A 25,715-nucleotide genomic window follows, 5' to 3' on the forward strand; every position below is an offset into this window, starting at 1 on the left:
CCCGAGACGGGCCGGCTCAGCCGGCCGGGGCGCTGCCGGCCGCCGCCCGCCGCGCCGCGGGCGGCTGGAGCTGGCGCCCCTCGGCGAAGAAGCGCCGGGTCTCCCGCACCACCACGCCGCTGAGGGCCAGCAGGCTGATGAGGTTGGGTACCGCCATCAGCCCGTTCATCACGTCGGCAAAGTCCCAGACGATCCCGAAGGTGGCCACCGACCCGGCAAAGACGGCCAAGGTCCACAAAGCCCGGTACAGGGTGACGGCCCGGGTACCGAAGAGGTACTCGAAACACTTCTCGCCGTAATACGCCCAGCCCAGGATGGTCGAGTAGGCGAAGAGAATCAGGCCGATCACCACGATCATGCCGCCCGGCCCGGGGAGCCCCGCTTCGAAGGCCCGGGTCGTCAGCTGCGCCCCCGTCAGGGTCTCGGGATCCGCCTGCTGCCACATCCCTGTGGCGACGATCACCAGCCCCGTGATGGAGCACACCACCACGGTGTCGATGAAGGTACCGGTCATGGAGACCAGCGCCTGCCGCGCCGGCAGGTCCGTGCGGGCTGCCGCGGCGGCGATGGGCGCGCTGCCCAGGCCGGCCTCGTTGGAGAACACGCCCCGCGCCACGCCCCAGCGGATGGCCTCCCGCACGCCCGCGCCGGCGATCCCGCCACCCAGGGCTTCGCCTGTCAGGGCGTGGCTGAGGATCAGGGCGACGGCGCCGGGCACCGCCTCGATGTGCCGGCCCAGGATGACGAGCCCCCCGATCACGTAGAACAAGGCCATGAACGGCACCAGGAAGGCGGTCACCCGCCCGATGGACTTGATGCCCCCCAGGATCACCAGGCCCGTCAAAGAGGCCAGGACCAGCCCCACGATCCAGCTGGGCACGCCCCAGTACTGCTGGATGTTGTTGGAGACCTCGTACGCCTGGACGGTGTTGCCGATGCCAAAACCGGCCGCGGCGCCGAAAACGGCGAACAGAACGGCCAGCCACTTCTGGCCGAGCCCCCGTTCCAGCACGTACATCGGGCCGCCGGCCATCTCGCCCCGGGCGTTGCGCACCCGGTAGGTCACCGCCAGGATGGCCTCCGCGTACTTGGTGGCCATCCCGAACAGCGCCGTCACCCACATCCAGAAGACCGCGCCGGGGCCGCCCAGGGTCACGGCCGCCGCCACGCCGGCGATATTGCCCGTGCCGACGGTGGCCGCCAGGGCCGTCATGAGAGCCTGGAAGTGGTTGACGTCGCCTTCGGAAGTCTGATCCTGCCGCCGGCTGAAGGCCAGGCGCAGGGCATATCCCAGCTCGCGGAACTGGAGCCCCCGCAGCCGGATGGTGAGGAACAGGCCGGTGCCCACGATGAGCACCAGCATGGGAGGACCCCAGACGATGTCGCTGGCGGCACCGAGCAGGGCCGCCAGGCCGTCAACGAAACCCTGCAATCACCATCCCTCCCCAGCAAAGCGGGGCCGGCGCGCGGGGCCCTGGGCCGGGGGCAAGGCAACCCCCGGCCGACCGGCCGCCGCTGCCGGTCAGCGGTACCGGAAGGCGGCCCGCACACAAGGCGGCCCGCACCCACGAAACTGGAGCTGGACTCCCGGCAGGTTCGGGGCCGGGAACGGGCGTGCCACGCTTGAACTCCACCGAGACACGCAAGGCGGCGGGCCAGGGACAGGCCTTACCAGAAGGAATCCCGTCGTGCTGGTTGTTTTCTTTCAGAGGGCTCGCAATTCCTGCACCTTTTCGTTGTAAATTCGGAAGTTTTCCTTGGGCTGCATTTCATGGGGGCGATTGCCTGCCCAATCCAGGAGCCGGGGCGGGCCCGCCAGCAGGCCCTTCCCCCGCCGTGGCGGGATCAGACCTCGACGGCCAGGATAAAAGTCAGGATCATCCCCAGGGCGGTGATCAGGCCGACCAGGTTGCCGCCCTCGCGGTATGCCTCGGGGGTCAGGGTGTCGGCCGCCATGGCCACCACGGCCCCGCCGGCCAGGGCCAGGATGACCGCCTCGGTCACGCCGGCCAGCCGTTCCGCCAGGAGGAACCCGGCCGCCGCGGCCGGTGCGGCCACCCCAGCCACCGCGGCCCACAGCAGCACGATGAAGGCACGGCGATACCCGGCCCGCTTCAGGCCCACGGAACCGGAGAGGCCTTCCGGCAGGGTGCTGAGGAAGATCCCGACCACCAGCGCCCAGCTCAGCCCGTGGCCGGCAAAGAGGTCGACCCCCAGCGCGAAGGCTTCGGGCACGCCGTCCAGGACGGCTCCCGCCAGGATCGCCCAGGCCGCCCCCGGCCGGGGGCCGCGGGAAGCCGGGCGCCGTGGTGCCGCCGCACCGCTTCCCGGCTCCGGCCCGCGTCCGGCCGGTTCGTCCGGGTCGCCGCTGTGCTTGCGCCCCACGGCACCGCGCCGGTCCAGGAGAAAGTCGATGACGGTGAAGATCAGGGCGCCGGCCAGAAAACCCGCCACCGCCGGCCCCGGCCCGCCCCGGTCCCGGGCGGCCGGCAGCACGTCGAAGGCCACGGCGCCCAGGAGGGCGCCGGCGCCGAAGGCCATCACCGCCGCCAGCACCCTGCGCCCCAGGGGGACGAACAGGCCACCCAGGCAACCGCACAGCCCGCTGCTGGATGCCACCAGCGCCCAGAGGGCCGCTTCGGCCCAGCCCGGCCAGGTCAAGCCGCCATCCCTCCCGGCACCCGCCCGATCGGCACCTGCCGGAGGGCCGCCCGCTGCCGCCGGGCGGCAGCGGGTCCAGGCCCCCTTATCAGGATGGCCTGCCCGCCCGGGACCTCACAGGGCCCGCATCATCCCGCCGTCGACGAACACCGCCTGGCCGGTCAGGTAGCGGGCGGCATCGGACACCAGGAAGGCCACCACCTGTGCGAACTCCTCCGGGTCGCCGTACCGGCCCAGGGGGATCTGGCGGTAGAAGCTCTCCCGGACCTCCTCCACGCTGCGCCCCGTGTGCCGGGCCAGGTCCTGGTCCAGGCTGCGTACCCGCCCGGTGTCGATGCGCCCCGGCGCCACCGTGTGGATCCGGATGTTGCGGGCCGCCAGCTCGGGGACCAAGCTCTTCACCAGGGCGTAGACGCCCGCCCGCATGACGTTGGAGAGGATCAGACGCGGCAGCGGCACCTTGATGGAGGTCGAGGTGATGGTCACGATGGTGCCGCCGCCCGACCGCTCCATCAGCGGCGTGCAGGCGCGCACCAGCCGGACCACGGACATCAGGTTCTGCTGGAACGCCTTCTCCCAGTCCGCTTCCTCCACGTCGAAGAAATCGCCCGGCGGCGGGCCGCCGGCGTTGCACACCAGCACGTCCAGACGGCCGAAGGCCTGTTCCACCTGACGGGAAAGGGCCAGCACCTGCTCGGGTACGGCCACGTCGGCCTCCCAGGCCTCCACCCGCACATCGCGGTCGGCGCCGCGGCGGGCCACCTCCTCGGCGGCCTCCCGGACCCGCTCCGCCGAGCGGCTGCAGAGGGCCACGTGCATCCCCTCTTCGGCCAGCCGCCCGGCGATGGCCCGGCCCAGTCCCTGGCTGGCCGCCGTCACCAGCGCCACCTTGCCCTGCAAGCCCAGCTCCAAAGGCCCCACCCCCGCGCCAGGCTTCCGGCCGACCCCGGCCGGGCCGGCCTGCATCGCCGCAGGACCCGCTCGGGGTCGACTGGAATTTGGAGAGAAGTTCCGCCGGACGGCAGGAATTGGTCCCCGCCCGTCCAATTGCTTTCAATAACTGCCCCACCATGCGGGCGGTGCAAAGGCGGCCACGCCCCTCAAGGTGCTCTGCACCGGCCGCTGGCCACCACCGTATGGTTCCGATATAAGCCCGCCTTCGCCCTGAGCGGGCTTATATCCTTTCGAGGCCCCGGTGAGGTCAAGGCCCCGGTGAGAGCCGCGGTGCCCGCGAGGTCAGGCGCCGGCACCGCCGGAGCCCTCGGGCGTGGCTTGTCAGCTCCCCGCCCCGGAAGCGCCCCAGTTCCCCGGGCCACCCGGGGCACCGCGGCCCGCCTCCGGGCGGCCGGTGGCGTCCGCCGGCGCGCGGCCGCCACCGAGGGCCTCCAGATGGGCGGCCGGGCGGCCGCCCCATCGCGCGGCAGGCCTCGCCGGGGAAGTGGCCCCGGCCGTTGGAGTTCCCGCCGCGCGGGCCCCCGGCGCCGCGGCAGGCTCCCGGCCTCCCACCCGCAATCCCGCCAGGGCTGCAGCCAGCGACTGTTCCGTGATGGCCCAGTGGGAGGCATGCCACCGCACTCCGCCCCGGTGCCAGAGCAGCGCCTGGGGGGAGGCGTGAGGCACCCCCAGCCTCCGGGCGATCTCGCCTGAAAGGGCCCGCTGCTCGATCACCTTCACCAGGTAGTAGCGGGCTCCGGCAGGGTGCGCGGCCACGAACCGCTGAAAGGCCTGGTAGGCAGCGGCGCTGATGGGACAGGCAGTACTGTGCTTGAAGATCAGCACGGGCGCGGGACCGCGCAGCGCCCGTTCGAGCTCCGCCATCGACTGCAGGGCCACGATCATGGGCCCACCTCCTCCTCATCGCCGGCCAGGGGATCCCCCGGATCGCCCTCCTCGGCCGTTTCGATGGCCGTTTCGATGCCCCGGTACCGCTCCGCCTCGGAGTCCGGCCGGGGCCCCTGCCCCGGCCGGACTGTCCCGGCGTCCCCGGCCCCTTGGGATGCGGCGTCTCCCGCCGGCTCCGCACCGGCCCTCCGGCCTGCCGGGCCCCCGCCTCCGCGGTCCTGGCCGGGTGCGTCACCGGCCGTGCCTCGCCGGGCCTTGGCCCGGCGCTTGGCGCCGTACATCGCCTGGTCGGCCAGGCGCAGCAGGTCGGTCCAGTCCCGGGCATGGGCAGGATACGCGGCAATGCCGATGCTCGCCCCGACCCCCAGCCTGCCCCAGGCCCAGCCGGGCGGGCCGGGTTCTTCCAGCAGGCGCTGCTGGATCCGGGCGGCCACGGCCCGGGCCCCCTCCGGCCCCGTTTCCGGCAGGACCACCACGAACTCGTCGCCCCCGTAGCGGGCCGCGTAGTCGACGCTCCGGCAGGCCTCCTTGAGCACCCGGGCCACCCACACCAGCACCTGGTCCCCCGCTTCGTGGCCGAACCGGTCGTTGACCAGCTTGAGATCGTCCAGGTCGATGAAGAGCAGGGACAGCGGGCGACCGTAACGCGCGGCCCGCTCGCCCTCCTCCCTCAGGCGCTGGACCAGGCAGCTTCTGTTGTAGAGGCCGGTGAGGGGATCGGTGATGGCCTGCTGCTCCACCCGCTCCATCAGCCAGGCCCGCTCCAGGGCGACGGCCACCTCGTCGGCGATGGCCTGAAGAAGGCGCAGGTCCCGGCGCGTGAAGGCGGCCGGCAGGGGCGATTCCACGCTGAGGACACCCACCACCCGGTCCCCGTGCAGGACGGGCACGGCGATCTGCGACCGCGCTTCGTTGAGGCCGGGGTAATAGCGCGGGTCCCGGGTCACGTCGTCGACGATCACCGGTTCCCCCGTCTCCACGACGGCGCTGCAAATGCCCTTGCCCGCCGGCAGAACCACCCCCTGCACCTCGGGCGGATACAGGGGCGCCGAGGCCAGCTGCAGAGACCCGTCGGGCTGCACCAGCAACAGGGCTAGGTACGGATAGCCCAGGCGGGCCGAGAGCAGGCTGTTAAACTCCCGGATGAGATCGTCCAGGCTGGTGACCTTGTTCAGGGTATGGGTGCAGGCGTACAGCGCCTGCAGCTCGGATTCGGTCAGGGCGGACTCCGTCGCGGCGGCGCCGGGAGTGGGCGCCGCCGGGTCCGCCCGGTCACCTGGGACCGCTTCCCCCAGGAGCGCCTCCGCGGCCGCCGCCTCCCTCCAGGCCGCCGGCCTTCCGCAGGACACCGCCGCCACCGCCGGCGCAGGCCGGCCACGGGCCGCCACCAGGCAGGCACCGGCCAGGGCCGCCGCCTCGGCTGCCAGAAGGCGCCAGCCGGTGGCTCCCGCGGGCCGGGCCAGCAGCGCCACCGCCATCAGCAAAAGGCCCGCCGCCGCCACCGCACCTCCCCGCCTTATCCCCCAGCGGCGCGCCGCCGCCACACCGGCCACGGGCGCTAGAACCCACACCTCCACCCATCCGGCCGCGGCATACACCGCCAGCACCGCAGCCAGCCAAACGAGAATCAACGCCGGCCAGACCGGCCCCTGCCAGGGCCGCTGCCGGTCACCCGCCGGGGTGACGACGGGACCATCCCCCCGCGGTCCCATCCCCCCGCCTTGCAGCCTCATGCCCCCCAACTCCCCACCGGCCGTCGGGTGGCGCGGCCGGTCCGACCCCTGACCGGCCACCCCACCCCTTGCAGCGACTCCCCCGACATCCAGAATCCCGCGCAGCACTTGCCGTGCGGCTTCCCCACCCGCCCGCAGGCGGGCCCCGCCCTGCCGGAACCGCCGCGGCGGCAGGCCCCCCACCCGCCGGCCGCCGGCACCTCCGGCTGCCTCCGGTCCGCCTTCTCAACCGCTGGACATGCTCACCCGGCGCGTCCTTCCGCCGGCACAAACCCGCACTGCGGCCTGGATGGGTTACAATCGAAAACGGAGCGCAACGGGACAGGCAGCGGAGCCCGTTGTGATGCCCGCCGGGCGTTTGGAAGGCACAGGAATGCGAAAGTCCATGGACGTCTGCAACGCCTGCGACGGGAAAAGTGTCCGGAATAGATTCGTGACGCCGGTTCCGGCTTCCTGCAGGGCCGGCAGCGAGGGATGGTTATGGTTCGTCCTGGAAGAACCCGGCGGCGCCGGGGATGGCGCCGGCTGGCCTGGGTGGCCGGCGCCGGCTTGCTGGCCGTCGCCCTGGCCGCCGCTTACCTGGCCGGCTACGAATTGACCGCTCCCGCCGAACCGGCGGCTCCGGCACCGGCCTCGCCGGCCGGCGAGCCGGCCCCGAGCCGGCCGGCCCGTTCGGAGCGGATCAACATCCTGCTCCTGGGCATCGACGCCCGCGAACAGGGCGCCCAGACCCGCTCCGACACGATGATCCTGGTCTCCATCGACCCGGACACCCGGGAGGTGGCCATGCTCTCCATCCCCCGCGACAGCCGGGTGGAAATCCCGGGCCGGGGCCTGGACAAGATCACCCACGCCCATGCCTTCGGCGGGGTGGAGCTGGCCACCCGCACCGTGGCGGAGAACTTCGGCATCCCCGTCCATCACTGGGCGCGGATCGACATGCCGGGCTTCCTGCAGCTCATCGACGTGCTGGGCCCCGTGGAGGTCGACGTCCCTTACGATCTCCGCCTGCAAGACGGGACGTTCCTCGAGAAGGGGCGCCACACCATGGACAGCCGGCTGGCCCTGGCCTACCTGCGGGAACGGTACAACGACCCCGACGGGGACTTCGGCCGGGCCGACCGCCAGCAGCAGTTCCTGATCGACGTGGCCAGGCAGCTGAAAGCGCGCATGACCCTGCTGGACGTGCCCCGCACCCTGGCCATCGTCAACCGGTATGTGGAGACGGACATGGGCCTGCGCGACGCCGTCGCCCTGGCACGCCTGGCCTGGAACACCGACCTGGACGGCATCCGCCGGGGAATGGTCAAAGGGCACGGCATCATGCTGAAGGGGATCTATTACTACGAGGTGGACTGGCCCGCCACGAACCAGGTCCTGTACGAGCTGGGCATCAAAGAGCCCGCGGCGACCACGGCCCGCGCCACCGCCCCAGGCTCCCTGCCCGGCGGGACGAACCCGGCCCCGAACCCGGGTTCGGGCCCGTCCCGGGAGGCCCGGGACGCCGCCGGCACCGCCCCCGGCGCGCCGGCCGGGCCGTAGCCACCGGCCCCAGGCCGCCCCGGAGCGGCCGAGCGGGGGCCGCCCGCATCGTACGGGGCCAGCGGCCAGGCGCCGTTCCACCGGCAAGCAGCGGGGCCCTAAGCAGCAGGGCTCCGCGCGTCCCGCCCCCTGCGCTCAGGTTCCCCGCGCGCCGTCAGGCCCCCCGTCCTGCCCAAGGGGCCTGGGGCCAGCCGGGCCCGCCGGACGGTCCCTGCCGCCGTCATCCCCCTCGACGGGGCCGGCGGTGGCTTGCCCGGCCGCGGGGCTCCCCGCCGCGCTGCCCGCCCCCGGCCGGGCCGGGTTCGGCCGCGGGTCCAAGGCCCCCGGCGGCTCGCCCGCCTGCGGGTTCTCCCCCTTGAAGACGGCAAACAGGAGCCACAGGGACGGGATCAGGATGAGGAGGCCGGCGGGCGTGGCCCACAGGGCGAAGCGCAGGATGGGGTCGGGCGCCGCCGCGTTGAACACCGTCACATCGGGATAGATCAGATACGGCCACTGGCCCAGGGCCCAGCCCCAGAGCAGCACCACCACCTCCGCCACCGCGGTCACCCGCGCCAGCAGGAAGTAGCGCCGCCACACGAGCCAGCCCGAGAGTAACGCCAGGGCCGCACCCGTCGCCACCAGCACCCGGCCCCGCTCGGAGACCAGCTCCCAGAGGTGGGGGGCCGTCCGGGGCGCCAGGGGCAGCAGGGCGCCGGCCAGGGCGGCCACGGCGATGCCGGCCCCGAGGGCGCGCCGGCGGAAATCTTCCTGGAGCGCACCCCGGGTCTCCACCGCCAGGTAGACCGCGGCCAGATAGGCGAACAGGGCCACCGCCAGCGCCCCCACCAGCAGCGAGAAAGGGCTGAACCAGGCGTGGAGGGCATTGGTCGACACGCTGCCGTCGGGCCCCACCCGAATGCCGCCCGAGGAGACGGCCGCCAGGGTGGCGCCCAGGAGAAAGGGCGTGATGGTGCTGGCTGCACCGAAGACGCTGGCCCAGGCCCGTTGGGGGCCGGCCGCCGTGGCCGCGGGCGCCCGGAAGACGAAGGCGGCGCCCCGCAGCACGATGCCCGCCAGCACCAGGTGGAAGGGGACGAAGAGAGCCACCCCCAGGCTGCTGTACGCCCGGGGGAAGGCGGTGAACAGCAGCACCAGGGCAAAAATCAGCCACACGTGGTTCGCTTCCCACACCGGCCCCATGGCCCGGGCGATGGCCTGGCGCTGGGCCTCCGCCCGCGGTCCCCGGGCCAAAAGGTCCCAGACGCCGCCGCCGAAGTCGGCCCCGCCCAGGACCGCGTAGGCCGTCAGCGCCAGCATCAGGACCACCGCCACCACCGTCTCGGGCAAGGGATCACCTGCCGCCGCCGGCACCCGCACCACCTGCCTCCGCAGTGGCCGGCCGGCCGCCGCCCGGACCGCCCGGGCCGGCGGGATGGGCCGGATCGCCGGCGCCGGCCGGGTGGGTCCCGGCCGTCTCCCCGGGGACGTCCTTGTGGCCGATCCGGCGCAGCAGCCAGACCAGGGTAACGCTCAACAGCACATAGAGCAGCGTGAAGGCCACCAGGGTGGTCACCACCCCCGGGGCCGGCGTCACCGCGTCCGCCGTGAGCATCACGTCCCGGATGATCCAGGGCTGCCGGCCCACCTCGGTGACGATCCACCCGGCCTCCAGGGCCACGATGCCCAGCGGCCCGGCCGCCACCAGGCCTCGCATGAGGCGCCGGTCGGCCAGCACCCCCGCCGCTGCTCCGGAGCCGGTTGCCGTCGCGCCGCCGCGCGCCGCACCGGCCCGGGCGGCGGCCCCGGCCCGGGCTCCGCCTTCGTGGCGCCAGGCGGCCCACCAGTACCAGGCCGAAACCAGCACCATCAGGATCCCCGCCACCACCATGACCTGAAAGGCGATGTGCGTCAGGGGCACGTTGGGCCAGCGGTCGCGGGGCACCCGGTCGAGCCCCTGCACCACGGCCCCCGTGTCGCCGTAGGCTAGCCAGCTCAGCATGCCGGGAATCTCCACGGCATACGCCACCCGGCCCGTCTCCGGGTCGGGCAGGCCGCCGATGCGCAGAGGCGCCCCGGCCTCCGTCTCGAACTGGGCCTCCATGGCCGCCAGCTTGACGGGCTGGTTCTGGGCGACGAACTTGGCGCTGACGTCGCCGGTAACGGGCATCAACAGCGCGGCCACGGTGCCCATGGCCATGGCCATGCGCAGGGCGCTGCGCCGCATGGGGTCCCGGTAGCCTTTCAGGGCCGCCCAGGCATACACGGCGGCCACCATGAAGGCCGTCGCCGCATAGCAGGCCAGGGTGGAATGCAGCGCCATCACCGGCCAGGCGGGGTTGCCGAAGAGGGCCGCCACCGGATCGAAGCGGTGGGGTTCTTCCAGCAGGGTTTGGACACCCACCGGGTTCTGCATCCAGGCGTTGGACGCCACCACCATCACGCTGGAGGCGGCGCTGCTCAGCGCCACGGGGATGCCCGCCAGCCAGTGGGCCCGGGGCGAGAGCCGGTTCCACCCGTAGAGGTACAGGCCCAGGAAGATCGCCTCGGTGAAGAAGGCGAAGCCTTCCAGGGTGAAGGCCGGGCCCGTGGCCGGTCCGGCCAGTTCCATGAAGCGCGGCCAGAGCAGGCCCAGCTCGAAGGACAGGGCGGTGCCGCTCACGGCCCCGATGGCAAAGGTGATGGCCGTCACCTTGGCCCAGGTGCGCGCCAGCTCCAGGTAGCGCGGGTCGCCCCGCCGCAGGTACAACCCCTCGGCCATGAGCATGAGCACCGGCATGCCCAGGGCCAGGGACGCGAAGATCATGTGGAACCCCAGGGAGATGGCCATCTGCAGGCGGGCAGCCAGCAGGGAATCCACCGTCCGGCCCCCTTTCGATCCCGGGTCACGGCATGTTCCCGGGCCCCCCGGACCGGGCTCGCCGGAGCCCGGGTCCCCTCCCCTCCACCGTATCCAGGGAGCCCCATCCCCGCCATCGGGTGGCGAGCCAGGGGGCAGGGAGAGAGGCCCGGCCGTGCGCCCGGAACAGCCCGGGTGGGCGCCGGCCCGCCCGAGCCGGTGTCCGGTGCCGCGATCCGGTGCTGGTCCTAGGATTCTCCCCGGGCGGGAAAAAACGACGCGAGAAGAGAAAAGCCCCGCGGGATCCCGCGGGGCTTTCGTACCAGGTGCCGACGGTCACTCGCGGCGCCGCACACCGGTGGGTTCCGGGGAGGGCGGGTGTGCGGCGGGCCGGGTGGGTTCCCGGGGAGGGCAGCGGATGGGCAGTTCCGCTCATGTCCGGCCCGCGCGCCGCGCGGCGGGGGTTCCGACCGCCGCACCGTGGCGTTCACCTGGTCAGGATCGAGGCCAATTCCTACTCTAGTGCGGCGTTGTTGCCGTGCAAGGTCTCGGGCTTTGCAAAAATGTTACCGTTTGCTCCGTTTTTGACAAACAATTGCAGCAGCTGGGCCAGGGTGCCCCGGGGCGCGCCCGCGGCCCCCGGCTCGCCCTCGTGAAGGACAAGCCCTTCCACCACGTACACGGCCATGCCCGCCACCCGCGCGGGCGCGATGTCGTCCCGCAGGTCGTTGCCCACCATCAGGCAGCGGCCGGGTTCGACCCCGATGCGGCGCGCCACCTCCAGATAGTAGTCCGGCTGGGGCTTGCAGCTGTGCATGTTCTCCAGCACCGTCACCAGGTCGAACCGGTCCGCGCTGAGCCCTGCCCAGCGCAGGCGCTCGGCGATGGCCACCATGGGGAAGATGGGGCTGGTGGCCAGGACCACCTTCCACCCGCGGGCGCGGGCCGCTTCGACCACCGCAGCCGCCTCCGGCCGCCTCCGCGCCATGAACTGCAGCTGGGGAAACTGCTCCCGGTAGAACTGCTCGAAACGCGCCAGGGCCTCGTCCCGCCGTTCCGGCCGCGCCCCCGGATGGCGCGCCGGGTCGAGCCCGGCCCACAGCACCTCCCAGAGCAGGTCCTGGTTGCGCTGCGAGCGGTCCCGGTTCTGCATCACCGCGGCGGTGGCGCGCACCAGCTGGCGCAGGAAGTCTTCCGGGTCGAACAGGTCCGCCACCCAGGCCGCCAGCCGCTGCAGGTAGACCGGGAGGAAGCGGTCCATGTCCAGTTCCAGGAGCGTGCCGTCCAGGTCGAACAGCACCGCCTCGATGGGACCGCCCGGGCCCTCGAGGACCTGAGCGGCCGGAGCACCCTCCGGGGCCGCACCCGCGGAATCCCGGGCCGTGCCCGCCACCGGCGGAGCCTCCCCCGGGGTCGGGAGCGCGCCGGCCGCCGCCCGGGGCCTGCCCGCCTCCCGCCGGGCCGGGTCCTCCGGATCCGGGGCCGGGTCCGCCGGGGTCAGGGGCGCGCCCGCCGCCCGGACGGCGCCCGCCCGGGCCCGGACCGGCCCTGCCGGCTGCACCACGGGGTCGACGTCGGCCAAGAGCCTGTCCTCCTTTCGTTCCAAGGTCCGGTTCCCAAGGTCCGGTTCGGACCGGTAACCCCTTCCTGCCAGTATAGCCCATGCCTCCGTCCGGGAGGGCCCCCACCCTGCCGGCCGGCAGCTCGGGCCCTCCACCCCGCGCCCCGTGTGCCCTGTGCCCTCCCTGGGCCCTGCGGGAGTTGTGCCTCACCCTGCACGGCTCGTGCCTCCCGGCATCCTCGGGCTCCCGCCTCCGGTCCCCCAAGCCCGCCGCGCCCCACCCGGCCCCGGCCGGCGGCCGAATGCCCGCCGGCAACGCTGCCCAGACTACTGCCAGGAAAACACGGCCCAGGCCAACGACCGGGAAACGGAGCGCCCAAAGGACGCGACGGGCGCCGCGGGTATGAAGAGCGCCACGGGGTCCCGGGAGGGCGCGACGGGCGCCCCCTCGCGCCCCCGGCAGGAGGTCTTCGCCACCGGCGGGGGGAGGTCAACGAGCTTGCGCAGCGAACCCACGGGTAGCACGGCCCGTACAATGGATGAACCCGGCAGGCGTCCGGCTGCCGGCGGTCCCGGCGCCCCCATCGCGGCCAGGGGCACCGCGACCGTCCCCCAGAGCCGCCTCCCCGGTGAACCCTTCACCTTCCCGGGGCACGAGCCCGCCACCCTGCCGCGGCCCGACGTGGAACCCGACCGCTGGCCGCGGGAGGAGCCCGACACCATCGTGGCACCCACCGAAGTGGTCGAACCGGCGGTGTACCCGCGCCCGGAGCCGGAAACGCCGGCCCAGCCCGTGCGGGATCCCGGCCGCGAGCCCGAAACCGCCGGTACCGGCGGCCCTGCAGGCGCCCGGGAGCAACCGGCGCCCGTGGGTTACGCCGGAGCCGACCCTGCGGGCACCGGGCCCCTGGCCGCCGCCCCGGGCGAAGTGTTCATCACCCGGGTGCGGATCGGTCCCCACGCCTTCGAGCGGGTGGTGATCCGGACCCACTGGTTCGAGCGCGGGGAAGACCTGGCCGCCACCCTGCGCCGCTACCTGGCACCGCACCTGCGGCCGGGCGATCACGCCATCATCAGCGAGACGGCCGTTATTGCCGTGCGCGGCCGAATGGTCCCGGCCCACCAGGTCCAGCCCGGCAGGCTGGCCACCCTGCTGGCCCGGTACGTCCGCCCCACCGGGTGGGGCCAGGGCCTCTCCATCCCCCACAAGATGCAGGTGGCCATCGAGGAGACGGGCCGGCTCCGCATCCTGGCGGCGGCCGCGGCGGCGGCCCTCACCCGCCCCCTGGGCATCCGGGGCGTGTTCTACCACGTGGCGGGCACCGGGGCCCGTTCCCTGGACGGCATGCGGGCGGGAAGCCCCTACGAGGGCTACGTGCTGCCCCCCCTGCGCCGGGCCGAGGCCCTGGCCATCGCCCGCGAGCTGGCCGCAGCCCTGGGCGCGCCGGTGCACATCGTGGACATCAACGACAACGGCGGCACCATCCGGGCCAGCTCCCACCCCTTCCCCTGGCGGCTCCTGCTGGCCATCCTGCGGGACAACCCCCTGGGCCAGGGCGACCGCCGCTGCCCCATCGGCCTGATCCGGCGCTGGGAAGGCAGCTTCGGGCTCCTGGGGGACGAGTGACCGCCGCCGGCGCGTTGCCCAGCCTTAGAAGGCCCCCAGGCCCGTCACGTCGCGGCCCACGATGAGGGTGTGGATGTCGTAGGTGCCCTCGTAGGTGTCCACCGTCTCCAGGTTCAGCATGTGGCGGATCGCCGCGTACTCCAGGGTGATGCCGCTGCCGCCCAGGATCTCGCGGGCCGAGCGGGCCGCCTGCAGCGCCGCCCGCACGTTGCTGCGCTTGGCCAGGGACACCTGGGCGTAGGTCAGCTTGTCCTCGTCCTTGAGCTTGCCGAGCCGCCAGGACATGAGGAGCGCCTGGGTGTGGGCCTGGACCATCTCCACCAGCTTGGCCTGCACCAGCTGCCGCTCGGCGATGGGCCGGCCGAAGGTGACCCGGTGCCGGGCGAACTCCAGCGCCTCGTGGAAGACGGCGTCGATGGCGCCCGCCGCCCCCCAGGTGATGCCGTACCGCGCCTGGGTCAGGCAGCTCAGGGCCGCGCCCAGACCGCGGGCTTCGGGCAGCATCTGGGCCGCGTCGACCCGCACCTCATCGAGGATGAGCTCCGAGGTCACGGAAGCCCGCAGGCTCATCTTGTGGGGGATCTCCCGCGCCCGGAACCCCGGCGTGTCCGTCGGGACGATGAAGCCCCGGATGACCCCCTCGTCGTCCTTCGCCCAGACCACCGCGATGTGGGCCAGGTTGCCGTTGGTGATCCACATCTTGCGGCCGGTGATCACGTAGGACGAACCGTCCTTGCGGGCGCGGGTCTTCATGGAGCCCGGGTCCGAGCCGCCGTCGGGCTCGGTCAGGCCGAAGCAGCCGATGAGCTCGCCCCGGGCCAGCTTGGGCAGGTATTCCCGCCGCTGTTCCTCCGACCCGTAGCGGTAGATCGGGTACATGACCAGCGAGCTCTGCACGCTGGCGAAGCTGCGGAGACCCGAGTCGATGCGCTCCAGCTCGTACATGATGAGGCCGTAGGCGATGCTGCTGGCGCCGGCGCCGCCGTACGCCTCCGGCAAGGTGGCGCCCAGCAGGCCCAGCTCCCCGAAACGGGGGATCAGGTGCCGGGGAAAGGTCCCCTCCTCCCACCACCGGGCGATGTGGGGCGCCGCCTCGGCCTCGAGGAAGCGGCGGGTCTCCTCCTGGATCAACCGCTCCTCCGGCGTGAAGAGGTCGGCGACGCGGTAGTAGTCGAGACCGGCCAAGGGAAATACCTCCTCATGGGCCGGGCCGGGGGACAGGGTTCCGGGGGACAGGGTTCCGGCGACACCGGGGTCCCCGGGGGAACAGGATCCCCCGCCGCCCGCTGCACTGGTCGAACGTCGCGGCCTGGGTTACGATTCGTTGCCGCCGCCAGGGGCACCTGCCCGGGTACCGCCTGGCCATGACGTCCTCCCCCCGCCGCCACGTGGCTCAGGGGTTGCCGGCCGGGTCCTCCAGGAAGGCCTTGAGCTCCCGGCGCACCGCGTCGGGCAGCGGCTCCTGCAGAAGCCGGCGCACCCGGTCCGGGGCGAACCCGTGGTGGCGAAGGTAGCCGGCCAGAAGGTCCGCCCGGTCGTGGCGGTTCATCAGCCGGTAGGCGACCAGCCACACTTCGGGGCTGGCGATGGGGACGTCCTGCCAGGTCCCGCCCTGCAGCGCCGGCAGATGGCAGATCCCGCCGGCGGTGCGGATGGCGAACCCGCCGATCAGATCCACAGAGCGGCGGGGTTCAGAGCCCGGGACCGGCGTCCATCGAATGAAGAACCGGCTGGCGAAGGGCGGGTGCCTCCGGACCTGCAACGAGCCGCTCCATCCCTGGATAACGGGCACGGCAGCCAGGACGCGTTCCAGCGGCGCGTCGGTGACCAGGTCCCAGTCACGGACCCGATCGACCAACCCCAAGCTTGCCAGTAGCCCGCTGCCTCCGAGCACCACCGGGCAGCCGGCCTGGGTCAGGGTGCGGATCAAGGGCCGAAGCTCCGCCGGATCCGGGCAATCGGCGGATCCATCGGGACGGTTCATGTTCCGCTTCCGCTCCGTGTCGGCTTCGGGTCTAGATGCAGGTGCAGGTGCAAGCCCACGGAACCTGTACGCTCCGGGCAGCGTCCCCTCCGCGGCCACGTCCCGCACCAAATGCAGCGTCGCCGGGTCGTTCTTCTTCGCCTCCGCCTACCCCTCGACCTCCGGCACACCCAGCCGATCGACCGGGAAAATCGTCTTCTTCGGTCCGACCATCGCACCGATGCGCCCGACGTCGACGCCCTCGACGTAGCCCCCGCCGATCTGCCGGAACCGCCCAACCTCGTGCCCGACGTGGAGATCCTCTACAATCCCGACCTCAAGAGTGCCCCGGTGATGATCCCCGGCCTCCTGGGCATGGTAACGATGCTCGCCACCACCTTGCTGGTGGCGCTGGGCATCGTTCGCGAACGCGAATACGGGACCCTCGAACAGTTGGCGGTCACACCGCTTCGCCTGTTCGAGGTCGGCAAACTGCTGCCCTACATCGTCCTGGCGGGCGTCGACTTCGTGCTGGTCCTCGTGGCAGGCCTCACCGTGTTCGGCCTCGAGCCGGCGGGCAGCCTGGCGCTGTTCACCGGGCTGACCCTGCTGTTCCTGCTGAGCACCGTCGGCCTCGGCGTGCTCGGCTCAGCGGTCTCGGAGAACCAGCAGCAGGCGATGCAGCTGGCCTTCTTCGTGATGTTCCCGCAGATCCTGATGTCCGGCCTGATCTTCCCCATCAGCTCCATGCCGCGGGTCATCCAGTGGATCTCGACGGTCCTGCCCTTCACCTACTTCGTGCCCATCGCCCGCGGGATCTCCTTGAAGGGGCAGGGCCTGGACGTGCTCTGGCCCCAGGCGGCGGTGCTGGCGGGGTACGGCGTGCTGCTGACTCGCCGTCGCCACCGTGCGCCTGCGGCGGCGGCTGGCCGGGTGACCTGACCTTTGAGGGAGGCGGTCCGCCATGGACATGGTCCTGCGCCTGGCCGGGGTGAGCCACCGCTTCGGGGCGGTGGAGGTCCTGCGCGACGTCGACCTGGACCTGCCCGCGGGCACGGTGACGGCCCTGGTGGGTCCCGACGGGGCGGGCAAGACCACGCTGCTCCGCGTGGCGGCGGGGGTGCTCACGCCGGCGGCCGGCCGCGTGGAGCGCCCCGGGGACGCCGGCATCGGCTACCTGGCCGGCGCCAGCAGCGTCTACCCCGACCTCACCGTATGGGAGAACCTCACCTTCTTCGGCCGCCTCTACGGGATGAACGGGCGGGCCCTGGCCGCCGAGGCCGGCCGCCTGCTGGCGTGGGCGGGGCTGGAGGCCTTCCGCCACCGCCCGGCGCGCCACCTGTCCGGCGGCATGCGCCAGAAGCTGGCCCTGGCCTGCGCCCTGATCCACCGGCCCGCCGTCGCCCTGCTGGACGAGCCCACCACGGGCGTCGACCCGGTGGCCCGGCGCGAGCTCTGGGCGCTCCTCGATCAGCTGGCGGCCGGCGGCATGGCCGTGCTGGTGGCCACGCCCTACATGGACGAAGCGGGCCGGTGCCGGCGGGTGGCGCTCCTCCACCGGGGCCGGCTGCTGGCGGCGGGCAGCCCGGAGGAACTGCGGGCGCGGGTCCCCTGCCGCGTGCTGCTCCTGCAGGCCGAGGGCCGGCGCCAGGAACTGCTCCGCCTCGCCCGGGAGCTGCCCGGCGTGCAGGATGCCCGGCCGGCCGGCGAGGGCGTGCGCGTGGCGCTGCCTGTGGGCGCCCCGGATCCCACGCTCCCGCCCGGCGTGCGGGCCGTCCCCGCTGAGGTCGAACTGGAAGACGTCTACGTCTGGCTCGCCGGCGAGCTGGCCGGCAAGGAGCCCGCCGGCAAGGAGGAGGCGCGGGCATGAACGGCACGCGCATGATCGGCACGGGCACGAACGGGACCGGAAACGGCAGCGAGCTCGCCATCGAGACGGAAGGCCTCACCTGCCGCTTCGGCGACTTCGTGGCGGTGGACGGCGTGAGCCTGCGGGTGCCGGCGGGCGCCGTCTACGGCCTGCTGGGCCCCAACGGCGCCGGCAAGACCACCCTGATCCGCGCCCTCCTCGGCCTCATACCCGCCACGGGGCGGGCACGGGTGCTGGGCCTGGACCCCGCCCGGCAGGCCGCCGCCATCCGCGCCCGGGTGGGCTACATGTCCCAGCGCTTCAGCCTCTACCCGGACCTGACGGTGGAAGAAAACCTGCGCTTCTACGGCCAGGTGTACGGGCTGGACGGCGACCGGCTGGCCCGGCGCATCGCGGAGCTGCTGGAGCGGACCGGCCTCCCGGGCCAGCGGCGGGCCCGGGCCGGCAGCCTGGGCGGCGGGCTGCGCCAGCGCCTGGCCTTCGCCTGCGCAATCCTCCACGAGCCGTCGCTGCTCCTCCTGGACGAGCCCACCTCCGGCGTGGACCCCCGGGCCCGCCGCCAGTTCTGGGAGATGATCTACGCCATGGCCGACGCGGGCACGACGGTCCTGGTCACCAACCACCACATGGACGAAGCCGAGCAGTGCGACCGCCTGGGCATGATGCTCCGCGGCCGCCTGGTGGCCGAGGCACCGCCGGGGGAGATCCGCCGCCGGTACGCGGGCGGCGGCAGCCTCGGGGAGGCGTTCGCCCGCCTGGCGGCCGGGCCCGGTGGCTTCTCCGCCTGAGGGGCAGCACTTGTGATTGAAGTCAAGCGCAACCTTCTCGATACTGTGTACGCCAAAACATAACGGGCAGAGAAAGTTCTGCCCGTTTTGTCACTCGATCGTACGACGAACCGTTACATCCCGTTATTTCGTCGAGTTAACGTAATCCGATACTAACGTGTAGGCCAAGTCACTCCCCAACAGCACTTCGACCGGCTTTTTGCATCTCTCCCGAAGCTCGTTGAGGGCCTGCTCGAATTGTTGTGTATATTCACTCGCAGTGGTTACGATGAGCCCACAGTCATAGCGCGAATCAGACGTAAGCGCCTTTTCAATATCCCTAATGGCTCTCGTATAGTCCATGGTCCCGGTGTACGCTTTGACTTGCACGGCACAGCATAATGTTAACGACACTGGGCCGATAGGCACTTCAATATCCACCTCTAAATCTGCTCCGTTTCGGTCCGGTCCCTTACGCACTTCTCTAATATTCGGCTGACTCTTCAAAAGCTGAGCAACAAATTCCTCAAGATTTTTTCGCGGGAAGTGGCGATAGATCTCTTCCGAAATGGCGTGAAGGGAACGTCCGACAATGTTGCGAATTGCATCGTTGGGGTTCGTTCCTTTCTCTCCAGCTGCAAGCCGTCTTAATAGCTCCTCAAACTCGCGATGCAAGCCGATGCGGTATCTTGCACCCTGAAGCTTCAGCCTCTGCGATAATATCGGAGGGACAATCTCGTCATTGCGACCGAATTGGGCCACAAAGTGGCACGGTAGCCGGTGGCGAAAGTCATCTTCACGATCTGGATCCCAGGGTTCGTCATCGTAATCATATTCCCCGTCAATCTGCACGACCGTGCACTGGCCCCACTCCGGCATATTGATGTAAACGAAATAGTCGCCAGGCCTCACGTCTAGTAGGAATCCTGCGCGAGACCAAACACCTCGTTCATCCGAAGTCAGGTTATCGAATCCATTGTCTTGAATCTTTTTCTTAATAACCCGGATATCAGACGTAGGCCCGTAACCCCAACCGAAACGTGCTCTACCCTCTTGTAACTCGCTGTATAACAGCGGGAGCCAGTATGAAGCACCGTCTTCCCACGGTTGCTTTGGCTTGACTGCATAGATCGTATATTGGCTTTGGTATTCGTTCATGCGCACCACCTCATAGCCGAAGTATGAGGCAAGCCACGTGGCCCGAACGATGCGGAACATCCCATCGCCATGGGCCGAGGGGCTTCCTGCTCCACTCATCCCCGCTCGCGATCATGTGTGCTGTAACACCCCACACCTCGCAACAGGCTCACCTGCCACCTGCTGAAGCGGACACCCATCCTCAGTTCGTACACCGACTTGGGCCTCCGGGAGCGGCCGGCCGCTTGCACGTTAGGATGTACAATAATTCTCATCCAGTGTGATGAATCCTGTTCTGGAAACGTCGATCACCGTTGACAAGCTGGCCCGGCGAGCACATCCTAATTTCAAGGCGCCGTCGTACCACCAATGTTCCCCGAGGTTGCGCCAACGATGGGCAAGGTTCGAGCGACATATCCCCCGGGAGGGTGATCGACCGGTGACCCAGCCCTTCGCGGAACCCGGTGCCCGCCGGACGACCCGCCATCCCCTCGATTTCGCGCGGCAACTGGAAGAACGGCTGGTCTTCACCCCGGGCCCGACAGAGGTCTCCCCGCGCGTCCGCGAGGCCATGGCCCTGCCCGTGGCCAACTCGGACCTCGACCCGGACTTCGCCGAGCTGTACCGGGCCACCTGCGCCGGGCTGCAGGAGCTGCTCCACACCCGGAGCGACGTGCTGATCCTGGCCGGCGAGGGCCTGCTGGGCCTCGAGGCCGCCATCGCCTCGCTGGTCGAACCCGGCGACCGCGTCCTCGCCCTGGCCAACGGCCTCTACGGCCACGGCTTCGCCGACTTCGCCCGGGACTACGGCGCCGAGGTCACCGTCTTCGAGGCTCCCGACCGCCGGCCCCTGGATCCGGACGCCCTGCGCCGGTTCCTCCGAGACCAGAAGCCCTTCAAGCTGGCGACCCTGGTGCACTGCGAGACGCCCACCGGCCTGACCAACCCCGTGGACCAGATCCTGCCCGTCCTCCACGAGCACGGCATCCTGACGGTAATGGACAGCGTCTCCGCCATCGCCGCCGAGCCCCTGGAGGCCGACGCCTGGCACGCCGACGTGGTCCTGGGCGGCTCGCAGAAGGCCCTCTCCGCGCCGCCCGGCCTGGCCTTCCTGAGCGTAAGTCCCGCCGCCTGGGAGGCCATGGCCCGCCGCCGGACGCCCATCCGCGGCGTCTACCTGAACCTGCGGCTGTGGAAGGACCTCTGGCTGGACAAGGGCGAGTTCCCCTACACCCCCTCGACCTCCGATGTCTACGCCCTCTACGCGGCCGTCGCCGCCGCCCTGGAAGAAGGCGAGGCCGCGCGCCTGGCCCGGCACCAGCGCCTGGCCCGCGCCATCCGGGCCGCCGGGGAGGCGGCCGGCCTTGAGCTGTACCCCGCGCCGCAGGCGGCCGCCCGCTCGGTCACCGCCTGGCTCATCCCCGACGCCCTGCGCCCGCGGGAACAGGCGATCCGCCGTTTCATGTGGGAAGAACACGGCGTCCTCATGGCCGGCAGCTGGGGCGACGCCGCCGGCCGCATCTGGCGCGCCGGCCACATGGGCGAAAACGCCCGGCCCGAGAAGGGCGAGCGCTTCGTCCGGGCCCTGGCGGCCACCCTGCACCACTTTGGGTGGAACCTGCCCGGCGATCCGGTGGAAGCGTACCGGGCCGCCCTTGCCGGCGAGGGGCCCGCCCTTACCGGCGAGGGCGGCGGGAGAAGCAGTTGAGGCGCAGGCTCGAAGGCGGATGAATCCCCTAGGCGCGTGGCGGCCGGCGATGGTTGAACGCCGCAGGCCCGAGCAGCAGGGTGGCAGCTGCCGGTGGGACCGCCTGCGGCGTACCGTCGTTGCACGAGTGTTCCTGCCGGCAGAACCTGCTCGGGCCATTGGCGAGTGGTTGCAGCAAAGCGCTGAGAGAGCCCGGCAGGCCTTGCAAGAAACAGACGGCACCCAATTCGAGGGACGGGCCTGAAGGGGCGCCGTCCCTCTTTTGTGGGCCTGCGAGCCCAGACCCCGTTGCCACGGTTTGCCACTGTCCTCACCATGGCGCTGTCCTCACCATGCGGCCAGCCTCGCCGCTGGCCGCCAGAGCCCGCCTCATCCAGCCTGCGGAATCTTCCAACGGGCCGGGGCTTTGTAGCCGCTACGGCTACAGGGATCCACTTCTGGACACCGAAGTGTCTTCCATCGACGGGGTTCGACAAAAGATGACAGCACGGGTCCGGCCGCGGGTCGAATCCTGGAGCCCCCATGGTGAGGAGAGCGAGCATGAAGAAGGTCTGGCGAGTGATCGTGGAGTCCCTTACGAAGGTTTTCCTGGTGGGTGAGCCGCCCGATTCCCCCGGGGAGGCGGCCATCAACCCCGAGAACCGGCAACTGATGCGCGAAACCCTGATCCTGTTCCTCGGCCTGGCGCTCACCGTGCTCGGCTTCGTCGTGGCCTGGTACACCGGTCGCATTTGAAGGTGGCGGTCAACGGTTTGTAGGGTGCTGTGAACAGCGAAGGCCGAAACCCTCAGTCCGGAGCCGTGAGGCCCGTGAGGCCGGCATACACCCTACCCCGCCACCGGTTCCACGGCCTTCGCCACCTGCCGCCGGTACCACTGGTACGTGGCGGCCAGGCCCTCCTCCAGACCGACCCGCGGCGTCCAGCCCAGCAGCCGGCGGGCCCGGTCGCTGGACAGGACGCTGTGGCGAATGTCCCCAGGCCGCGGCGGGCCGTAACGGGGCGCCGGCGAGCCCGCCACCAGCCGGCCGATGCGCTGGGCCAGCTCGCCGATGGCCGTGGCCCGGCCGCCGGCGATGTTCGCCACCACGCCGGCAGGCCCCGCCAGAGCCAGGACAAAGGCCCGGGCCACATCGCCCACGTACACGAAATCCCGGGTCTGCTGGCCGTCGCCGTGGATCACCGGCCCCCGGCCGCTCAAGGCATCCAGGAAGAACCGCGCCACCACGGGCCCCGTCTCGGGCCGCTGGCCCGGGCCGTACACGTTCCCCAGGCGGAGGATCACGGCCTCCAGCCCCGTTCCCTGGGCGTACTGCTGGATCAGCCACTCGGCCGCCAGCTTGGAGCGGCCGTAGACGGACAGGGGCTTGAGCGGGTGGTCTTCGTCAACGGGCAGTCGCTGCGGATCCCCGTACACCGCCGCCGACGAGGCGAACACCACCCGGCGCGTCCCGGCGGCCACCGCCTCCCGCACCAGGTTCAAGGTGCCGTATACATTGACGTCCACGTCCTGGTCCGGCCGCTCCAGGGAGCGCTCGACGCTGACCTGGGCGGCCAGGTGGATCACCGCCTCCGGCCGGAAGTCACGAAAGACCGCCGCCACCTCGCCGGCCTGGGTGATGTCCAGCCGTTCCACCGTCACGCCGGCAATCCGCCGGACCCGGCCTGCGGAGAAGTCGTCGACGGCCAGCACTTCGACGGGTTCGACTTCGCCGCCCAGTCTCACTCCATCGCCGCCAGCCGCTGCCGCCCTCGCCTCGCCGGCGGAGGCCACTTCCATGCCGGCTCGGGGAGCGCCGGCACCCGGGGATTCATCTCCTCCGCCGGCCGGTGCCGCGCCAACTGCTGCTCCGGCCACCGGGCCAGATCCACCCCCCGGCTCCGCCGGGCCAGCCTCACCGCCAGCTGCTGAGGCGCCGGGCCCACCCGTGGCCGCTGCGCCCCCGGCCGCACCCCCACACTCCGCCCCCGTTACTAGCTGCTGCACCACATGGGAGCCGATGAATCCTGCCGCACCCGTCACCAGAACCCGCACGAGCCGGATCGCCCTCCCCCTGCGTTCCCTAACTCAATCCCGGTCGCGGGCCGCCGCCACACCGGGCACCGCCTCAGGGGTCGCCAGCACACCCTGTGCCGCACCGCCCGGGCCCGCCCCATCGGCTGATGCAGCGCCGTGCACCGGCACATCGCCGACCGCAGCCTTGGACGCCGATCGGCCCGCCACGGCGCCGGGCACCACCGCTCCCGGCGCCCCGGCCCTAGCCGCCGCTTTACCGTCCCGGCCGAACCCATCTACCGCAGGCTGCCCGGCCGGCACCGCAGCCGCCCACGGCGCGGTGAACCGCCCGCGGCCCACGCCCCGGTAGCGGAAGCCCAGGGCCATCATCCGCTCGGGATCCAGGGCGTTGCGCCCGTCGAACACCAGCCGCGGCTCCGCCATCCGCCGGGCCGCCTCTTCCCAATCCAGCCGCACGAACTCGTCCCATTCCGTTGCCAGCACCACGGCCTGGGCGCCCTCCAAGGCTTCCAGAGCCGACGGGGTGAGATGCACCGAGGCGGGCAGCAGGGGCCGGGCCCGTTCCACCGCCTGGGGATCGGCCGCCCGCACCTCCGCGCCTTCCTCCACCAGCAAGGGGATCAGGTCCAGCGCCGGAGCCTCCCGGACGTCGTCGGTCTTGGGCTTGAAGGCCAGGCCCAGCACGGCCACCCGCACGCCCGCCAGCGACCCGAGGGCCTCCCGCAAGGCATAGAGCGGCAGCAGCCGCTGCCGGGCGTTCACCGCGATCACCGCCCGCAGCAGTTCGAAGGGGTAGTCGTACACCCGGGCCAGATGATCCAGGGCGGCCACGTCCTTGGGGAAGCAGGAGCCGCCGTAGCCAAGGCCGGCGCGGAGGAACTGGCTCCCGATGCGCGGGTCGAGGCCGATGCCCCGGGCCACCTCTTCCACGTCGGCGCCCACCCGATCGCACATGTTGGCTAGTTCATTAATGAAAGAAATCTTGGTCGCCAGGAAGGCGTTGGCGCCGTACTTGATCATCTCGGCCGTGGCGGTGTCCGTGACCACCACCGGGGCACCGTAGTGCTGGAACAGGCGGGCCACCTGCTGGGCAGCAGATGGTGAGTCACTGCCCACCACCACCCGGTCGGGGTGGAACCAGTCGTGGACGGCGCTACCCTCCCGCAAGAACTCGGGGTTCGAAACGTAGGCGATCCCCGCGGTTTCCAGGTAGCGGTGGCGCAGGCGGCGGCCCGTCCCCGGCGGCACCGTGCTCTTCATCACCACCACGGGCCCGCCCTCGGGCAGGCCATCGGAGCCGGCCGGATCGCGGCCGGCGCTTGCGGACGGGCCGGCCGCCACCGCCTTGACCTTCCGGTGTTGTTCGGCCACCCAGGCGACGGCCGCCTCCACCTGGCTGAGGTCCGCGGCCCCGCTGGCGCGCGACGGCGTCCCCACGGCCACGAAGACCAGGTCGCCCAGCCGGCCGGGTTCGACCTCCGCGGGAAGGGCGAACTGCAGGCGGCCGGACGCGACCCCCTCCCGGACCAGCTCGTCCAGGCCGGGCTCGTAGAATGGGACCTCCGCCCGCCGGTACCGTTCCACCTTGGCCGGATCCACGTCGATGCCCAGCACCTGGTGGCCGTCGCGGGCCAGCCCTGCGGCCGCCACCGCGCCCACATACCCCATGCCCAGCACCGTGATGCGCACCGAACCGAACCCCCTGTTGGCGCTGCGTGCCGCTGCCTGCCACGGCGGGGATGACAGCAAGAAAAAGCGATACCCCGCCTTGCGCTACCGCCTGACGGCAGTGGACAGGCTGGAGCAGTGTTTAACACACTCTTCGTTTCCTTAGCGCCAGGTTGGACAAGCACCGCAATACGGGGAAACCTGACTCCCATACCGGGGCACATGCATCCTGTCAAAAGGGCAAGCCCACTGGGCAGGCAAGGAGCCATTCAGCCTCGTCACGAACCCATCCAGCAACGATCGTAACATCCGGAACCCGCCACTCGATGACGAAGTCGGTTCCCCGGGTCGCACTGGCTACGTTCCCCAACGGTCCATCGCAATCCGGACCAGCTGGTCCGGAGAAATAAACACCAGCAACAAACAGGGCGCTGGTATCGACCAGGGCACGAATGGAGGGCAACGGGATCCCCTCTCGAATGTGTCCGGCTGCCGCTCCTTTCACCCTGGCTTCGTCATGAGCCGGTCCACCGACCTGCGGTACACCAGGTAACGCCCGTTCCGAATGGTGCCCGCAAGCCGCCCGTCACGAACCCACCGTTTCACGGTATTGATCGAACCAATCCCAAGAAGAGCTGCGGCCACTAGAGGGGTAATGAGCTCAGCCTCGGAATCGTCCCCGGACGAATCGTCCCCGGACCGCGTCGCAGCAACCTCAAGGGCGCCGGAGTACAACTCTGCGCCCCCGAGCGGCCTTGCCCGGCCGGGACCCGGATACACGGACACGGGCGCACCTCCTCCCC

21 protein-coding genes are annotated in these 25,715 nt (G+C 71.5%); 7 read left to right on the forward strand and 14 right to left on the reverse strand.

The window, feature by feature from the left end:
• Window positions 1-16: 16 nt before the first annotated feature.
• From THESUDRAFT_RS07080 to THESUDRAFT_RS07100, 5 genes are all read right to left on the reverse strand, one after another.
• A complete protein-coding gene (locus tag THESUDRAFT_RS07080; RefSeq protein ID WP_006904076.1) occupies window positions 17-1,432 on the reverse strand; it encodes an alanine/glycine:cation symporter family protein in 1,416 nt (471 codons plus the stop codon).
• Between the two features lie 413 nt (window positions 1,433-1,845).
• Complete coding sequence (locus THESUDRAFT_RS07085; protein WP_006904077.1) at window positions 1,846-2,661, reverse strand: ZIP family metal transporter; 816 nt, start codon at window positions 2,659-2,661, stop codon at window positions 1,846-1,848.
• Window positions 2,662-2,775: 114 nt separating this feature from the next.
• On the reverse strand, window positions 2,776-3,573 hold the full coding sequence (locus THESUDRAFT_RS07090) for an SDR family oxidoreductase (RefSeq protein ID WP_040827226.1): 798 nt from the start codon (window positions 3,571-3,573) through the stop codon (window positions 2,776-2,778).
• Window positions 3,574-3,936: 363 nt separating this feature from the next.
• Window positions 3,937-4,500 (reverse strand): bacillithiol system redox-active protein YtxJ, encoded by a 564-nt coding sequence (ytxJ, locus tag THESUDRAFT_RS14475; protein WP_006904079.1) that lies wholly within the window; start codon window positions 4,498-4,500, stop codon window positions 3,937-3,939.
• Window positions 4,497-6,236 (reverse strand): sensor domain-containing diguanylate cyclase, encoded by a 1,740-nt coding sequence (locus THESUDRAFT_RS07100; RefSeq protein WP_156821748.1) that lies wholly within the window; start codon window positions 6,234-6,236, stop codon window positions 4,497-4,499. Before THESUDRAFT_RS07100 ends, ytxJ begins: the two co-directional genes overlap by 4 nt.
• Window positions 6,237-6,716: 480 nt before the next feature.
• Here THESUDRAFT_RS07100 and THESUDRAFT_RS07105 point away from each other — a divergent pair, with 480 nt between their 5' ends.
• Complete coding sequence (locus THESUDRAFT_RS07105; protein ID WP_006904081.1) at window positions 6,717-7,778, forward strand: LCP family protein; 1,062 nt, start codon at window positions 6,717-6,719, stop codon at window positions 7,776-7,778.
• Window positions 7,779-7,913: 135 nt separating this feature from the next.
• Here THESUDRAFT_RS07105 and THESUDRAFT_RS07110 read toward each other — a convergent pair whose 3' ends face one another.
• The 3 genes from THESUDRAFT_RS07110 to THESUDRAFT_RS07120 form a co-directional block, all read right to left on the reverse strand.
• Window positions 7,914-9,137, reverse strand: coding sequence for a cytochrome d ubiquinol oxidase subunit II (locus tag THESUDRAFT_RS07110; protein ID WP_006904082.1), 1,224 nt, complete (start codon window positions 9,135-9,137; stop codon window positions 7,914-7,916).
• On the reverse strand, window positions 9,112-10,617 hold the full coding sequence (locus THESUDRAFT_RS07115) for a cytochrome ubiquinol oxidase subunit I (RefSeq protein ID WP_006904083.1): 1,506 nt from the start codon (window positions 10,615-10,617) through the stop codon (window positions 9,112-9,114). The genes THESUDRAFT_RS07110 and THESUDRAFT_RS07115 overlap by 26 nt, the downstream gene beginning before the upstream one ends.
• A 493-nt stretch (window positions 10,618-11,110) precedes the next feature.
• A complete protein-coding gene (locus tag THESUDRAFT_RS07120; RefSeq protein WP_006904084.1) occupies window positions 11,111-12,178 on the reverse strand; it encodes an HAD family hydrolase in 1,068 nt (355 codons plus the stop codon).
• A gap of 478 nt (window positions 12,179-12,656) precedes the next feature.
• On the opposite strand from THESUDRAFT_RS07120, the gene THESUDRAFT_RS07125 reads away from it, so the two are divergent.
• Entirely contained in the window at window positions 12,657-13,784 is a 1,128-nt protein-coding gene (locus THESUDRAFT_RS07125) for a hypothetical protein (protein WP_006904085.1), read from the forward strand.
• Between the two features lie 24 nt (window positions 13,785-13,808).
• Here THESUDRAFT_RS07125 and THESUDRAFT_RS07130 read toward each other — a convergent pair whose 3' ends face one another.
• Both THESUDRAFT_RS07130 and THESUDRAFT_RS07135 read right to left on the reverse strand, forming a co-directional pair.
• The gene (locus THESUDRAFT_RS07130) at window positions 13,809-14,969 is read right to left on the reverse strand and encodes an acyl-CoA dehydrogenase family protein (protein ID WP_006904086.1); all 1,161 of its coding nucleotides are present in this window, start codon (window positions 14,967-14,969) and stop codon (window positions 13,809-13,811) included.
• A gap of 208 nt (window positions 14,970-15,177) precedes the next feature.
• The gene (locus tag THESUDRAFT_RS07135; protein WP_006904087.1) at window positions 15,178-15,714 is read right to left on the reverse strand and encodes a hypothetical protein; all 537 of its coding nucleotides are present in this window, start codon (window positions 15,712-15,714) and stop codon (window positions 15,178-15,180) included.
• A gap of 336 nt (window positions 15,715-16,050) precedes the next feature.
• On the opposite strand from THESUDRAFT_RS07135, the gene THESUDRAFT_RS07140 reads away from it, so the two are divergent.
• The 3 genes from THESUDRAFT_RS07140 to THESUDRAFT_RS07150 are packed head-to-tail and all read left to right on the forward strand — an operon-like array spanning window position 16,051 to window position 18,405.
• Complete coding sequence (locus THESUDRAFT_RS07140; RefSeq protein WP_169328712.1) at window positions 16,051-16,689, forward strand: ABC transporter permease; 639 nt, start codon at window positions 16,051-16,053, stop codon at window positions 16,687-16,689.
• 22 nt (window positions 16,690-16,711) lie between these two features.
• Entirely contained in the window at window positions 16,712-17,617 is a 906-nt protein-coding gene (locus THESUDRAFT_RS07145) for an ABC transporter ATP-binding protein (protein ID WP_006904089.1), read from the forward strand.
• Window positions 17,614-18,405 (forward strand): ABC transporter ATP-binding protein, encoded by a 792-nt coding sequence (locus THESUDRAFT_RS07150; protein ID WP_006904090.1) that lies wholly within the window; start codon window positions 17,614-17,616, stop codon window positions 18,403-18,405. The genes THESUDRAFT_RS07145 and THESUDRAFT_RS07150 overlap by 4 nt, the downstream gene beginning before the upstream one ends.
• A gap of 123 nt (window positions 18,406-18,528) precedes the next feature.
• Here the strand turns inward: THESUDRAFT_RS07150 and THESUDRAFT_RS13440 are convergent, their stop codons facing one another.
• Entirely contained in the window at window positions 18,529-19,542 is a 1,014-nt protein-coding gene (locus THESUDRAFT_RS13440) for a restriction endonuclease (protein ID WP_006904091.1), read from the reverse strand.
• Between the two features lie 418 nt (window positions 19,543-19,960).
• Between THESUDRAFT_RS13440 and THESUDRAFT_RS07155 the strand changes: the two genes are divergently transcribed.
• Both THESUDRAFT_RS07155 and THESUDRAFT_RS07160 read left to right on the forward strand, forming a co-directional pair.
• Window positions 19,961-21,229: a pyridoxal-phosphate-dependent aminotransferase family protein gene (locus THESUDRAFT_RS07155; RefSeq protein ID WP_006904092.1), complete on the forward strand. Its 1,269-nt coding sequence runs from the start codon at window positions 19,961-19,963 to the stop codon at window positions 21,227-21,229.
• Between the two features lie 540 nt (window positions 21,230-21,769).
• Window positions 21,770-21,964, forward strand: coding sequence for a hypothetical protein (locus THESUDRAFT_RS07160; RefSeq protein ID WP_006904093.1), 195 nt, complete (start codon window positions 21,770-21,772; stop codon window positions 21,962-21,964).
• Between the two features lie 92 nt (window positions 21,965-22,056).
• Here the strand turns inward: THESUDRAFT_RS07160 and THESUDRAFT_RS07165 are convergent, their stop codons facing one another.
• The 3 genes from THESUDRAFT_RS07165 to THESUDRAFT_RS15275 all read right to left on the reverse strand — a co-directional run bounded on the left by THESUDRAFT_RS07165 (window position 22,057) and on the right by THESUDRAFT_RS15275 (window position 25,698).
• Window positions 22,057-22,953, reverse strand: coding sequence for an NAD-dependent epimerase/dehydratase family protein (locus tag THESUDRAFT_RS07165; protein ID WP_006904094.1), 897 nt, complete (start codon window positions 22,951-22,953; stop codon window positions 22,057-22,059).
• 342 nt (window positions 22,954-23,295) lie between these two features.
• Window positions 23,296-24,933, reverse strand: a complete 1,638-nt coding sequence (locus THESUDRAFT_RS07175; protein ID WP_006904096.1) for a UDP-glucose dehydrogenase family protein — start codon at window positions 24,931-24,933, stop codon at window positions 23,296-23,298.
• A 480-nt stretch (window positions 24,934-25,413) separates the two neighbouring features.
• Window positions 25,414-25,698 (reverse strand): helix-turn-helix domain-containing protein, encoded by a 285-nt coding sequence (locus tag THESUDRAFT_RS15275; protein ID WP_006904097.1) that lies wholly within the window; start codon window positions 25,696-25,698, stop codon window positions 25,414-25,416.
• Between the last annotated feature and the right edge of the window lie 17 nt (window positions 25,699-25,715).

Source organism: Thermaerobacter subterraneus DSM 13965 (genome assembly GCF_000183545.2).
Taxonomy (GTDB): Bacteria; Bacillota; Sulfobacillia; order Thermaerobacterales; family Thermaerobacteraceae; genus Thermaerobacter; species Thermaerobacter subterraneus.

What these genes read in the sequence shown, in the direction of transcription:
- ytxJ (WP_006904079.1), bottom strand. Translation starts at nt 4,500, where the DNA reads ATGATCGTGGCCCTGCAGTCGATGGCGGAGCTCGAACGGGCGCTGCGC.
- THESUDRAFT_RS07100 (WP_156821748.1), bottom strand. Translation starts at nt 6,236, where the DNA reads ATGAGGCTGCAAGGCGGGGGGATGGGACCGCGGGGGGATGGTCCCGTC.
- THESUDRAFT_RS07105 (WP_006904081.1), top strand. Translation starts at nt 6,717, where the DNA reads ATGGTTCGTCCTGGAAGAACCCGGCGGCGCCGGGGATGGCGCCGGCTG.
- THESUDRAFT_RS07145 (WP_006904089.1), top strand. Translation starts at nt 16,712, where the DNA reads ATGGACATGGTCCTGCGCCTGGCCGGGGTGAGCCACCGCTTCGGGGCG.
- THESUDRAFT_RS07150 (WP_006904090.1), top strand. Translation starts at nt 17,614, where the DNA reads ATGAACGGCACGCGCATGATCGGCACGGGCACGAACGGGACCGGAAAC.
- THESUDRAFT_RS13440 (WP_006904091.1), bottom strand. Translation starts at nt 19,542, where the DNA reads ATGAACGAATACCAAAGCCAATATACGATCTATGCAGTCAAGCCAAAG.
- THESUDRAFT_RS07160 (WP_006904093.1), top strand. Translation starts at nt 21,770, where the DNA reads ATGAAGAAGGTCTGGCGAGTGATCGTGGAGTCCCTTACGAAGGTTTTC.